This is a genomic window from Photobacterium profundum, from assembly GCF_003026285.1.
Lineage (GTDB): Bacteria > Pseudomonadota > Gammaproteobacteria > Enterobacterales > Vibrionaceae > Photobacterium > Photobacterium profundum.
The window spans coordinates 186,824-200,400 of the sequence record NZ_PYOD01000006.1; the positions used below are offsets into that span (position 1 = coordinate 186,824).

Sequence of the window (13,577 nt, forward strand, 5' to 3'; positions counted from 1 at the left end):
ATGAGCCAGATCCCTTTAGTTATTAAGTTAGGTGGTGCTGTTTTGTCATGTAACGACACCCTTGAAAAGTTATTTACAGCGATTAGCGCATATCAAGCGTCGGCACAGCGTCCATTACTGCTGGTACATGGTGGTGGTTACCTTGTTGATGACTTGATGAAGCAGCTGCAACTGAAAACAGTTAAGAAAGAAGGCTTGCGTGTGACACCTAAAGCACAAATTCCTTTTATAGCGGGTGCATTAGCAGGAACCGCTAATAAAATGCTGCAAGGGCAAGCGATAAAATCAGGTGTCGCGGCGGTGGGTTTAAGCTTAGCCGATGGTGGCTTATGTCAAATCACCGAACTAGACCCAGAATTAGGGTCTGTTGGTAAAGCAGCTCCTGGTAATGGTGCACTGGTGAGCCAGATTATGGCCTCTGGGTATTTACCAATAGTGAGCTCTATTGGTTTAGATGCCAATGGTGAGCTGATGAACGTTAATGCAGATCAAGCGGCAGTGGCAGTGGCTGCGGCATTAGATGCTGAATTAGTCCTGTTATCTGATGTGAGTGGCGTATTAGATGGCAAAGGTCACTTAATTTCAGCGTTAACAGAACAACAAGCTGAAGACTTAATCACGCAAGCAGTTATTACGGACGGCATGATAGTCAAAGTTCGTGCGGCTATTGAAGCTGCAAAAGCGTTAGGTCGACCTATCGAAGTGGCGACGTGGCGTTATCCCGATAAATTAGCGGCTTTGTTTGATGGGCAAAACATCGGAACCAAGTTCTCAAGTTAGATTCTTGAACTAGCCTCTCAGCTAAACAAAATATGTAACACCGATTACAACCTGTATTTAATAAGTAATTTTAACAAGAAACGCCTGAGCGGTATGACCGTCGAACGGGCACAAGGAGAGCATCATGAGTAAGGTAACTAAAGTCGTATTAGCCTATTCCGGCGGTCTAGATACATCAGCAATCATCCCATGGTTAAAAGAGAACTATGACTGTGAAGTTGTCGCTTTTGTGGCAGATGTTGGTCAAGGTGCAGTAGAGCTTGAAGGGATTGAAGAAAAAGCGATCGCATCTGGCGCATCATCTTGTTACATCGCCGATCTAAAAGAAGAAATGGTAGCAGATTACATCTACCCAAGCCTCAAGACAGGTGCTATTTACGAAGGTAAGTACTTGTTGGGTACGTCAATGGCACGTCCTATTATTGCGAAAGCACAAGTTGAATGTGCGTTAGCCGTCGGTGCTGATGCGGTATGTCATGGTTGTACTGGTAAAGGTAACGATCAGGTTCGTTTTGAAGGTGCGTATGCAGCGCTTGCTCCTCAACTAACGGTGATTGCACCGTGGCGTGAGTGGGATTTACGTAGCCGTGAAGCATTGCTAGATTACCTTGCCGAGCGTGATATTCCTTGCACAGCATCACTTGAAAAAATCTACTCTCGTGATGCAAACGCATGGCACATTTCAACAGAAGGTGGCGTATTAGAAGATACATGGAATCAGTCGAATGAACTGTGCTGGGTATGGACGAAAGATCCTGAAGATGCACCAGAAAAAGCTGAAACGGTGTCGATTTTGGTAGAAAAAGGTGAAGTAGTTGCTGTCGATGGTGAAGCAATGTCGCCGTTTAATGTCCTGACTTACCTGAATGAAAAAGGTGCAGAGCACGGTGTGGGCCGTATCGATATCGTTGAAAACCGTTTGGTTGGTATTAAGTCTCGTGGTTGTTATGAAACCCCTGGCGGTACAATCATGAATGAGGCGCTACGTGCAGTAGAGCAATTGGTACTTGATAAAGAGTCGTATGAATTCCGTGAGACGGTAGGCCTTAAGGCGTCACACCTTATTTATGATGGTCGTTGGTTTACCCCACTTTGTAAATCGATGCTAGCTGCAGCTGATGAATTGGCTCAAGATGTGAGTGGTGAAGTTGTAGTGAAACTGTATAAAGGTCAAGCTACAGTGATTCAGAAGCGTTCAGTGAATAGTTTGTACTCTGAAGAGTTTGCAACCTTCGGTGAAGATGAAGTCTATGATCACAGTCATGCTGGTGGATTCATTCGTCTTTACTCGCTAGCGAGCCGTATTCGTGCATTGAACACACAGAAAAAACAAAAATAACAAAGTGACTTTCATCTTGCCTTTTGGCGGAATATTGCGGAAGGTGAGATGAGCGGTTACAACAATAATGAAGCAATGAGCAAGTCGAGCAGTAAAGCATAGGAGTAGTACCATGGCATTATGGGGCGGACGTTTTAGTCAGGCAGCTGACACACGGTTTAAGCAGTTTAACGATTCATTACGTTTTGATTACCGTTTGGCGGAGCAAGACATCGTTGGTTCTATTGCATGGTCAAAAGCATTACGACAGGTTGATGTTTTAACAGAAGAAGAACAGCAGCGTTTAGAATTAGCATTGAATGAGCTAAAACTGGCGGTAATGGAAGATCCAGAGCAAATTTTACGTTCGGATGCTGAAGATATCCATAGTTGGGTTGAACAGCAACTGATCAGTAAAGTGGGTGATTTGGGTAAAAAATTACACACAGGACGTTCTCGTAATGACCAAGTGGCAACTGATTTAAAATTGTGGTGCCGCCAACAAGGTCAGCAGCTTCTGCTTATGCTCGACAAATTACAGAATCAATTTGTTTCAGTCGCTCGTGATCATCAAGGTACGGTATTACCCGGTTATACGCACTTGCAGCGTGCTCAGCCTGTTACCTTTGCACATTGGTGCCTAGCGTATGTTGAGATGTTTGAGCGTGACCACTCGCGTTTAAGTGATGCTTTAGATCGTTTGGATACTTGTCCGTTAGGATCTGGCGCGTTAGCGGGAACGGCATATCCTATTGATCGTGAAGTACTTGCGCACAGTTTAGGTTTCCACCGAGCAACACGTAACAGCTTAGATTCAGTGTCTGATCGTGATCATGTAATGGAGCTACTCTCGGTTGCTTCTATCTCGATGCTTCACCTCTCGCGTATGGCTGAAGATTTAATTTTTTACAACTCAGGTGAATCGAACTTCATCGAGTTAGCAGATACAGTGACATCGGGGTCGTCTTTGATGCCACAGAAGAAAAACCCTGATGCTCTTGAACTTATCCGTGGTAAATGTGGCCGTGTTTATGGCGCAATGACGGGCATGATGATGACCGTTAAAGCCTTGCCGCTGGCATATAACAAAGACATGCAAGAAGACAAAGAAGGTCTTTTTGATGCGCTTGATAGCTGGCATGACTGTATGGAAATGGCAGCATTATGTTTCGATGGTATTCAGGTAAATAAAGAACGTACGTTAGAAGCGGCTATGCAAGGTTATTCGAATGCAACTGAGCTCGCTGATTACTTGGTATCGAAAGGCATTCCATTCCGTGAAGCTCACCATATTGTGGGGGTTGCCGTTGTTGCTGCCATTGCAAAAGGATGCGCGTTAGAAGAATTGTCTCTCGATGAAATGAAACAATTCTCGGCTGTTATTGAAGAGGATGTTTATCCAATTCTGACTATCCAGTCATGTCTTGATAAACGTTGTGCCTTAGGTGGTGTCGCACCCAATCAGGTTGATTATGCGATTGAGCAGGTCGAGAAGCGTTTAGAAAAACGTTATTCACCGGGCGTGAAAGTACGTGGTGCGCGTTTAACTGATCTTGATGCCATTGAAAGCATGGTGGTTTACTGGGCAGGGCTGGGTGAAAACTTGCCGAGAAAACGTAATGAATTAGTCCGAGATATTGGCTCATTTGCAGTGGCAGAACACCATGGTGTCGTAACGGGCTGTGCATCGTTATATGTTTATGATTCAGGGTTAGCTGAAATCCGTTCGCTAGGAATCGAAGCGGGTTGGCAAGAACAAGGTCAGGGGAAAGCGATTGTTGAACATTTGATAGAGAAAGCCGATCAAATGGCAATCAAAAAGGTTTTTGTACTGACACGACTACCAGAGTTTTTCATGAAGCAGGGTTTTATTCCAACCTCGAAATCATTACTGCCAGAAAAAGTGATGAAAGATTGTGACCGTTGTCCACGTCAGCATGCGTGTGATGAAGTGGCACTAGAAGTGCGTTTAGGTTGTGAACAAGCAATCCCAACGGTGAACGTCGCGTAGCCGTGTTGTATGGCTAAGTAACAGACGCGAGTGAGATAGTACGAATCAATCCGGTAACTATGAAAAATATAGTGCCGGATTTTTTATGGGCGTAAGTACCGAATTAAAGCCGTGATGAGGTGAGTGCCAAGTAATAATGAGAAGGCACTGGCAGCAAATATCAATGTAATGGATTCAACCACTGTGGGGGTATCTTGATAAAAATATCCCCAAGCTCCCCAGCTCAAGCTACTTAATAGAGCCAGTTGCCACATACATTGACGGCAACGGCCGAGCTTGTTTCTAAATGCTTGTTGGTTGAATGCATCATTCTTACACAGGTTACATCCCATCAGGCTCACTCTTACTTAACGAATGTTATGGGTATTGTAACGCTCGATGATTTAGGTGTAACGAAAAAAGCCCTCCGTAGGGGGGAGGGCAAAGAGTTTTACAGGATTATTTTATTGGTTATTAAGAGTGCTTGTGCGTTGTACTTATTAACAACCAGGGCCACAGTCTAGGCAGTGTTTAATCATATCTGGACCAAGATGTAACTTGGCGTTCAGATCGCGCAGCGCAGTACGCACACCTTCTTCAATTACGGGATGGTAAAATGGCATATCCAGCATTTCAGCAACAGTCATTTTACTCTGGTGTGCCCATGCTAATAGGTGTGCTAAGTGCTCAGCATTTGGACCAATCATTTCAGCGCCAAGGAAGCGGCCTGTACCGTGCTCGCCATAGACATGTAGCATGCCTTTGTTTCGTAGCATAACGCGAGAGCGACCTTGCTCTTCGAAAGAAACAAAACCTGTTTCAAAGCACCCACAACTACCTAAACGTGTCGTAAGTTCTTTGTAAGTTTCTCCCACCATTGCGATTTGTGGATCAGAGAACACCGCAGAAATCTTTGAGCGACGAAGACCGGCTCGGATCTCAGGATAGCGACCCGCATTATCACCCGCGATACGTGCTTGGTCTGCAGCTTCATGCAGTAATGGAAGCTGGTTGCTTGCATCGCCTGCAATAAATATCGAGCTTACTGATGTCTGCATGGTGTAGTAATCAGCCACTGGTACACCACGCGCATCAAGTTCTAAACTGGTATTGTCGATATCTAACTGATCAACATTTGGGCGACGACCTGTTGTCGCTAATACATAATCAACGGTGATGTCTTTTAGCTCACCCTCTTTACCAATATACTTGATCTCAACCACATCACCTTCACGCTTCATGCTTTCTACTTGCACATCAGCATCGAGGTAGAATTCTTCATTGAACGATTTATAAGCGTAAGCCATGACGTCAGGATCGGTCAGTGGACCTACTTGGCCGCCTAGACCAAACATAATGACTTCAACCCCTAGACGCTTAAGTGCTTGACCTAGTTCCAAGCCAATAACACCTGGACCAAATACTGCGACTGAATTAGGTAAGTCATTCCATTCAAAAACATCATCATTAATGATTAGGCGATCACCGAGCTCATTCCATACTGCTGGGTAAGCAGGGCGAGAGCCGGTTGCGACAACAATACGCTTAGCAACGATCTTGGTGTGATCATCGACGATTAAGGTATTATCATCGGCAAATTTTGCGTAGCCAATAATCTTGTCTTCGGCTGGAATTTCGTCAACCCCTTCCAAAACGAATCCGACAAAGCGATCGCGTTCGCTTTTCACGCGAGCCATGACTTCTTGACCGTTAATTACTATCTCACCTTGAGGGTGAATACCGAAGCCTGGTGCTTTTTCGATTTGATGAACGCTTTCAGCGGCTGCGATCAGTAGCTTCGATGGCATGCAACCTACGCGAGCACATGTGGTGCCGTATTTGCCACCTTCAATCATCACAACACTGTTTGTGTGTGCTTTAGCTGCACGATAAGCACCAAGACCAGCAGTACCACCACCAATAACAGCTACATCAACATTCAAGGTTTTCATTTTGGTATCTCCGAGCAAAATCAAAAAAGGCGAGACGGAAAATACAGATTGTCTCGCCAATTATTTATTGGCTTTTCTAATTTAAGTAACGGATGTTACTTGAGCGCTATTGCTCGAATTAAGCTAAGTATGTTTCTAATTCTTCACTGCCGCCGATGTGCTTACCACCGATGAATACCTGAGGAACTGTGCTGCGACCTGTGATAGCACGTAGGCTGACAGTTGTTGCATCTTTACCTAATACCACTTCTTCGTACTGAAGGCCTTTGTCGATTAGGTTCTGCTTTGCTTTTGCACAGAATGGACAACCAGGCTTAGAGAATACGGTGATTGATTCTTGTAGTTTGTGGTTTGGTGCAACGTAGTTAAGCATAGTATCAGCATCAGAGACTTTGAACGGGTCGCCTGGTTCTTCTTGCTCAACAAACATTTTTTCAACCACGCCGTTTTTAACTAGCATGCTGTAACGCCATGAACGAGGTCCAAAACCTAAGTCTTCTTTATCAACCAGCATGTTCATGCCTTTCGAGAATTCACCGTTACCATCTGGAATGAATGTGATGTTTTCTGCTTCTTGGTCTGCTTTCCATGCGTTCATTACAAACGTATCGTTCACTGACACACACACAATCTCATCAACGCCGTGTTCTGCAAATACTGATGCTAGCTCGTTGTAGCGAGGTAAGTGGCTTGAAGAACACGTCGGTGTAAAAGCACCTGGTAGGCTAAATAAAACCACTGTCTTGTTTGCGAATAGTTCTTCTGTTGTAACATCGACCCATGCATCGCCTTGACGAGTGTGGAACGTTACTTGTGGTACAGCCTGACCTTCTTTAGATGCGAACATAATGTAATTCCTTAAATTAAAAATATTTATTTGATTCAATCGGAGCGTATCAATCTGTGCTCCCTTTTGATGTGATGATTATGCGATTTTTGACTTGATAGCTCCAATCGTTTGCTGCTATGGTTTTGATAGTTTATACCTATCAGTGGAAATCAAAGCAATATGAACATTCGTGATCTTGAATACCTTATCGCTTTATCAGAGCACAAGCATTTCAGAAAAGCTGCAGAGTCGTGTTTTGTTAGCCAACCTACATTAAGTGGGCAGATCCGGAAATTGGAAGACGAGTTAGGGGTGTCTTTATTAGAACGCACCAGTCGTCGGGTACTTTTTACTGACGCCGGGTTGAGCCTTGTTGCTCAGGCGCAAAAAGTGCTGCTGGAAGTGAAGGTATTAACGGAACTGGCTAGTCAGCAAGGGGAGAGTATGAGTGGGCCGCTTCATATCGGGTTTATTCCTACTGTTGGTCCTTATTTGTTGCCATTAATCATTCCAATGTTTAGAGAATCTTTTCCTGATCTCGAACTGTTTCTTCATGAAGCACAAACCAGTCAATTAACGCATTTATTAGAAGAAGGTAAATTAGACTGTATTTTGCTGGCGGCAGTAAAAGAAACAGAAAGCTTTATTGAATTACCACTCTATGATGAACCTATGGTCGTGGCGGTGCCAGATACCCACCCTTGGGCTGAAAAAGACGAGATGGATATGGCTAGCCTTCATGGTGAAACGCTCTTGATGCTTGGGGATGGGCATTGCTTACGAGATCAGGCAATGGGTTTTTGTTTTGCGGCAGGGGCGAATGAAGATGGGCGCTTTAAAGCAACGAGCCTAGAAACATTGCGTAATATGGTTGCTGCAGGAAGTGGGATAACGTTATTACCGCAACTTGCGACCCCAAAAGAACGTAGCCGTGATGGTGTTTGTTATATCAAGGTTCATGATCCTATCCCGACCCGTTTAATTACTTTATGTTATCGCCCTGGCTCACCATTACGTACTCGCTATGAAAAAATAGCGACAGAAATTAAAGATCGCATGGTGACGTATTTTGAACAATAACGATTAACGTGTTGTTGAGGAATAAAAAAGAGCGTCAATACTGTTGTTGTATTGACGCTCTTTTCGTTACGTTATTATCAATAACGCGTTAGAACAATTCGTCAGAACTGTCTACTTCAAAAATACTTTCAGACCCACTTTCACTGACAGTTTCTGTTGGTTCGGTACCTTTTTCGAAATATTCAAACATCGAGCTGGCATCATTACGATTCGATAGCTTGCCACTTTCACGGTCAATACGTACTGTCACAATATCTTCGGGTAATTGTTTAGTCTGCACTGGCACATCTTGTAATGCAGCCTTCATGAACTCAATCCATGCAGGTTGTGCTGTTTTAGCCCCCGCTTCACCGCCAGATATTTGCTCTTTACCTAGGTTATTGTTCCATGATGCTTTACCTAATTCACGGCTATGTTTATCAAAACCAACCCATGCAGTTGCAACAATATTAGGACCGAAACCTGAGTACCAAGCATCTTTCGAACCATTGGTTGTACCGGTTTTTCCGCCAATATCACGGCGCTTAAGTACTTGAGCTCGCCACCCCGTACCATTCCAGCCAGTACCTGTCCGCCAGTTGCCTCCGCCCCAAATATTACTCGCCATCATTTCACGAACTAAGAAAGCATTCGATTCTGAAATAACTTGCGGAGCATATTTAACGGGCTGTTGATCTGGTTCTTGGGCACTGCCTGCCGTCCCTAATTCTTGTTCGCTAATGGCGATATCATTAATAACGGCACGGTTTGTCGCTATGGATTCACCAGTAGATTGCTTTTCATCCTGACATTCGTCGTTACAGACAATATTAGGGTTTGCTTGGTAAATTAAATTACCGTAAGCGTCTTCTACACGTTCAATGAAATAGGGTTTAACAAAGTAACCACCGTTAGCAAAAACGGAAAAACCTTGCGCCATTTCAACTGGCGTTAGGCTACCTGCTCCTAAAGCAATTGCTTCAGCGCGAGGGATCTCATCACGTTTAAAGCCAAAGCGTGTTAGGAAACTAATAGTTTGATCTAAACCGACACTGCGTAATACGCGCACCGCCATAACGTTTTTCGATTGCGCTAAACCAATGCGCAAGCGGGTAGGGCCATTGTATGTGGGTGGTGAATTTTTAGGACGCCACGCAGTGCCTTGGCTCTGATCCCAGCGATTGATTGGTGCATCATTAACCAGTGTTGCCAGTGTCATACCGTTATCAATTGCTGCAGAGTAGATAAAGGGCTTAATACTTGAACCAACTTGGCGTACAGACTGAGTTGCACGGTTAAATTTACTGTGCGCGAAGTTAAAGCCGCCTACCATTGCTAATACTGCCCCGTTTTGCGGTGAGGCCGCCACGAATGCTGTATTGGCATCGGGAACTTGGCTCAGTACCCAATAGGTGCTTTCTGTACCGTCTTCAGCTTGCTTGGTTTTAGGTTGAACCCAAACTTGTTGACCAGAGGCTAAAATATCGGCTGCTTTCTTGGGTGCTGCTCCTTGGCGAGTATCTGTGACAAATTTGCGCGCCCACTTCAGACCATCCCATTCAAGAGTGACATTTTCACCGCCTTTAATGACGACGTTAGCTGTTTTCTTGTCGACATTGGTTACAACTGCTGGGGTGAGATCCCCGTAGCTTGGTTGTTTTTTTAGGTGCTCGACGATGTCGTTTTCCGCCATTGCCGTTTGACCTGGCTGCCACAATGTTGCGACTGCACCGCGGAAGCCGTGGCGTTGATCGTAGTTTAGCAAGTTTGATATTGCTGCATGTTGCGCGGATTTTTGTAGTTTGCTATCGACCGTTGTATACACGCGCATGCCGGAGGTATATGCATCTTCTCCGTAGCGTTCAACAAGCCATGAACGAGCGCGTTCAGCAAAATAAGGTGCACTCAGCTCAATTTCAGCCCCGTGGTAGCGAGCAACAATTGGCTCTGAACGGGCTTGATTCAGTTCGGTTTGCGTTATGTAGCCTTCTGCAAACATACGACTCAGCACCACATTCCGACGTGTGGTTGAACGATCCAATGAATAGATAGGGTTCATGGTTGACGGTGCTTTTGGTAAGCCAGAAATAACCGCAATTTCACTTAGGGTTAATTGGCTAATATCTTTGCCAAAATACACTTGCGCAGCTGCACCAACACCATAAGAGCGGTAACCCAAATAAATTTTATTGAGATACAGCTCTAAAATTTCATCTTTCGTTAGCAGTTGCTCGATGTGAATCGCAATAAAAATCTCTTTCACTTTACGCATGATCTTCTTTTCATTCGTTAAGAAGAAATTTCGTGCGAGCTGCTGAGTTATGGTACTAGCCCCTTGTTTGGCTGAACCTGATGTCAGCACCACAAAAGCAGCACGGGTAATACCAATTGGGTCAATGCCGGGGTGTTGATAAAAACGACTGTCTTCAGTCGCAATGAATGCATTAATCATTTGAGGTGGGATGTCTTTTAACGCTAATGGTATACGGCGTTTTTCACCAAACTGTGAAATCAATTCACCGTCGGCACTAAAGACCTGCATAGGGGTTTGCAGTTCCACATTTCTGAGTGTTGCTACATCTGGGAGTTCTGGTTTTACATAAAGGTAAAAGCCAAAAATAGTACTGACTCCAAGAGTTATGCAAATGATTGCAAGTATAAGTAGTCGCTTTATGAACTTCACTAGAGATTTCCCGTTACGCCATCGTTCAACCGGCCATTATTCATTATCTTTCAACAAGTAGTTTAAAAAATAATTGAATAAAGAGAGCATCACCGGATGGTGTTTTTTTTGAAAGAAATTGCTTTTCCACTATCAGGGAGCATAGCACGGTATGTTTCGGAACCCATTAAGTATTGGAATTGATATTGGCAATCACAGCGTAAAAGCGGTTGCTTTGTCTCAAAAAAAAGAACGATTGGAATTAGCCGCTTATGCTGAGGTTGTGTTGACGTCACCCGTCATCAACGAGCAGCATAGCGTAGATTCCACTGTGCTGTTGTCAGCAATACGTAAATTAAAGAAGAGTTTACCTTTTGGGGCCAAAATAGTGACATTGGCATTACCAGACAGTGCGGTAATTAGTAAAGTTATCCAGCTAGATACCAACCTTAAAGAAGATGAGACGGTATTCGCCGTCTCTCAAGCCTTAGGGAGTTCTTCTCCTTTTCCTGTTGAAGAGTTATGGGTGGATTTCTTCCCTTTAGAATCCAATGCATTTTCTGACGTCACCACGACCATGCCTTATCAGATCTTTGCTACTCGAAAAGAGGCGGTAGATACCCGCATTATTGCCATTAAAAAAGCGGGATTATCACCCAAGGTGATGGAGCTACAAACCCATGCTTTGTTATGGCTTGCTGAGTATAGTGCTGAGATGTCTGGCATCCATGAACAGTGGGGCATCGTTGATGTTGGGGAGTGTCTGACTGAATTTTGTATCAAGCCCCAAAATGCGGCAGCGTATCATCGAGAAATCGCGTTTGGATTACGTAAGTATTCTTCATCCCCGCACCGTAACACCTTAGTTAATGATTTTCATGACGATGGACCTGTTCTGAAAGTACGGCTTTCGAGTGATGAGATAGAGCGTTTTACTCAGCAATTAGCGGATCAACTGAAGCGACAGTTTCAGCTTTATAATTCCACCCACCCGCGATCATCTCTAAAGGGGATTTGGCTGTGTGGGGGCGGACAATATGTTATTTCAAGTGAGCTTTTACAGCGTTTACTGGGGGTTGAGGTCGAGTTAATGAACCCTTTTGCCCATTTTATTTGTCATAAAAAGTTAGAGGCTGTCTCTGATACTGCATTGAATAGCCAGTTTGCCGTGGCTGCCGGCTTGGCTATTCGAGGGGGGAGTCAATGATTGCTAAATTGAATTTGCTCCCATGGCGGGAAGACAAACGGATACAACACAAACGACGTTTTATGGGTTTATTAGTGGCAGCCGTTTTTGTTGCTGCTGCTGGTCATTGGTTGATGGCTGAATTTATTGGGTATCAAAAAGAGCTGCAGCAAGTACGTAATGATCAGCTGCAGTTAGAAGTTGATACGCTAGATCGTCAGCTGTCCTTTCTACCTGAATTGGAACAGCAGCGGGAAGTATTAAATAGTCGATTACGTATTATTGAAGACATTCAGTCTGAACGTAATCGTGCCACCCATCTCTTAAGCATGCTGCCAGCGTTAGTACCCCAAGGGGTGTACCTCGACAATATCTCGTTGAAAGAGGGAAACGTTTTACTCAACGGTGTCAGTAACTCTAACGGTCGACTTGCTTCATTGTTGTCTAATGCAGAACGTTCGGAATGGTTGAAAGATGTAGCAATGCACTCTATTGAAGCCACAAAAGGGAGCAATTCAGAAGATCTTACCAGCTTTAAAGCTTCTTTCTCGATGAAAACACCAGCCATGGTGGCGTCTACGTATGATGCTGGGTATAAGTTAGTCAAAAAAACTGAAGGGAGTTTATGTAACAACGACAACACGCTCACCGTGTGCAAGGAGGCACACAGTGAATGATTGGCAAGATTTAGACTTTGATGAAATCACCGAGTGGCCATTAGGATCTCAATCTGTGGTGGCGCTTTTATTATCATTGGTTGTTGTTGCTGTGGGGTATTGGTATTGGCTTACTCCGTTGGAAGGTGAATTAACCCAGTTAAAGCAGAACGAAGTGGAATTGCGTTCACGCGTTATCAATCGTGCTTCGTTAGTCGCCGCTTTACCGACAGTGAAGCAACAGATTAATGAATTAAATAAGCGGTACCAATTGGTGATTGTACAGTTACCCGTCGAGAAGGAGTTAGCCAGTTTACTATCAGGTATTAATGATATTGGTGTGAATAATGGATTGGAGTTTCAAGGTATTCAATGGGGGGGGCGTATCGAGAAAACGCAATATTATGAGCTGCCCTTGAATATGCAACTGACCGGTAATTATGAGCAAATCGGTAAATTTGCAGCATCTATTGCACAGCTACCTCGTATCGTGACGCTAAAAGATGTTGATTTAACCGTGACCGAGCATGGTCAAAATAAAAACACCTTATCGTTAAAAGTATCAGCAAGTACATACCGCTTCAAAGCCCAACAAAAAGAGGTGGCATTATGAGGCATCCTTTTTACTTGCCGTTCATGTTCTGCTTATTACTGGTGGGGTGTCGAGCGAATAATGATTCTATTTCAATGTTTATCTCTAATACGCACTTGGCGGCAGAAGTTCGAATTGACCCGTTACCTGCCCAATTTGAATTTATTGCGGATGAATTTGTGATGACGGATTCACGTGGTCCTTTTGTGCGCCCTTATCCTAAACAAATGGATACTGCTGAAACGAGTAACAAGTCGTGCTGGCAACCGAATTTACAACGAGAATTGGCTGCATTGGAGAGCTACCCACTCGATACGCTCACAATGAAAGGGGTACTGGGTGACCGTAAGCAACTATGGGCCTTGATTTACACGCCTGAAGGTCAACTGATGAAAGTCAGGGAAGGGCATTATCTCGGGTTAAACCACGGCAAGGTCCAGCGTGTTGGCTCTCGCAGTATTGATGTTGACGAAATTTTACCTGATGGAGCGGGGTGTTGGTTAAAACGAACAACCCACCTTGCTCTTAGTCAGCAGTGATCAAGGAAGAGGCA

At 44.3% G+C, this 13,577-nt stretch carries 12 protein-coding genes; 8 read left to right on the forward strand and 4 right to left on the reverse strand.

What is annotated here, in order from left to right; translation table 11 throughout:
• The 3 genes from argB (at position 1) to argH (ending at position 4,109) form a co-directional block, all read left to right on the forward strand.
• Entirely contained in the window at positions 1–780 is a 780-nt protein-coding gene (gene argB / locus C9J48_RS16410; RefSeq protein ID WP_006233863.1) for an acetylglutamate kinase, read from the forward strand.
• 124 nt (positions 781–904) lie between these two features.
• Complete coding sequence (locus C9J48_RS16415; RefSeq protein WP_006233862.1) at positions 905–2,119, forward strand: argininosuccinate synthase; 1,215 nt, start codon at positions 905–907, stop codon at positions 2,117–2,119.
• Between the two features lie 112 nt (positions 2,120–2,231).
• Complete coding sequence (gene argH / locus C9J48_RS16420) at positions 2,232–4,109, forward strand: argininosuccinate lyase (protein WP_006233861.1); 1,878 nt, start codon at positions 2,232–2,234, stop codon at positions 4,107–4,109.
• Positions 4,110–4,192: 83 nt separating this feature from the next.
• Here the strand turns inward: argH and C9J48_RS16425 are convergent, their stop codons facing one another.
• The 3 genes from C9J48_RS16425 to C9J48_RS16435 all read right to left on the reverse strand — a co-directional run bounded on the left by C9J48_RS16425 (position 4,193) and on the right by C9J48_RS16435 (position 6,887).
• Positions 4,193–4,441: a DUF3624 domain-containing protein gene (locus C9J48_RS16425; protein WP_006233860.1), complete on the reverse strand. Its 249-nt coding sequence runs from the start codon at positions 4,439–4,441 to the stop codon at positions 4,193–4,195.
• A gap of 147 nt (positions 4,442–4,588) precedes the next feature.
• On the reverse strand, positions 4,589–6,040 hold the full coding sequence (locus tag C9J48_RS16430; protein ID WP_006233859.1) for a dihydrolipoyl dehydrogenase: 1,452 nt from the start codon (positions 6,038–6,040) through the stop codon (positions 4,589–4,591).
• A gap of 118 nt (positions 6,041–6,158) precedes the next feature.
• Entirely contained in the window at positions 6,159–6,887 is a 729-nt protein-coding gene (locus C9J48_RS16435; protein WP_006233858.1) for a glutathione peroxidase, read from the reverse strand.
• Between the two features lie 162 nt (positions 6,888–7,049).
• Here C9J48_RS16435 and oxyR point away from each other — a divergent pair, with 162 nt between their 5' ends.
• Positions 7,050–7,949, forward strand: coding sequence for a DNA-binding transcriptional regulator OxyR (oxyR, locus tag C9J48_RS16440; RefSeq protein ID WP_006233857.1), 900 nt, complete (start codon positions 7,050–7,052; stop codon positions 7,947–7,949).
• Between the two features lie 88 nt (positions 7,950–8,037).
• On the opposite strand, the gene C9J48_RS16445 is transcribed toward oxyR, so the two are convergent.
• Positions 8,038–10,611: a penicillin-binding protein 1A gene (locus C9J48_RS16445; RefSeq protein WP_036804502.1), complete on the reverse strand. Its 2,574-nt coding sequence runs from the start codon at positions 10,609–10,611 to the stop codon at positions 8,038–8,040.
• Positions 10,612–10,762: 151 nt separating this feature from the next.
• Here C9J48_RS16445 and pilM point away from each other — a divergent pair, with 151 nt between their 5' ends.
• From pilM to C9J48_RS16465, 4 genes are read left to right on the forward strand one after another with little or no spacing between them, the layout of a single operon-like run.
• Positions 10,763–11,797 carry a type IV pilus biogenesis protein PilM gene (gene pilM / locus C9J48_RS16450; protein ID WP_006233855.1) on the forward strand — a complete coding sequence of 345 codons (1,035 nt, stop codon included), beginning with the start codon at positions 10,763–10,765 and terminating at the stop codon, positions 11,795–11,797.
• Positions 11,794–12,453, forward strand: a complete 660-nt coding sequence (locus C9J48_RS16455) for a PilN domain-containing protein (protein ID WP_006233854.1) — start codon at positions 11,794–11,796, stop codon at positions 12,451–12,453. Before pilM ends, C9J48_RS16455 begins: the two co-directional genes overlap by 4 nt.
• A complete protein-coding gene (locus C9J48_RS16460) occupies positions 12,446–13,045 on the forward strand; it encodes a type IV pilus inner membrane component PilO (protein ID WP_006233853.1) in 600 nt (199 codons plus the stop codon). The genes C9J48_RS16455 and C9J48_RS16460 overlap by 8 nt, the downstream gene beginning before the upstream one ends.
• The gene (locus C9J48_RS16465) at positions 13,042–13,563 is read left to right on the forward strand and encodes a pilus assembly protein PilP (protein ID WP_006233852.1); all 522 of its coding nucleotides are present in this window, start codon (positions 13,042–13,044) and stop codon (positions 13,561–13,563) included. Before C9J48_RS16460 ends, C9J48_RS16465 begins: the two co-directional genes overlap by 4 nt.
• The last annotated feature ends 14 nt before the right edge of the window (positions 13,564–13,577 follow it).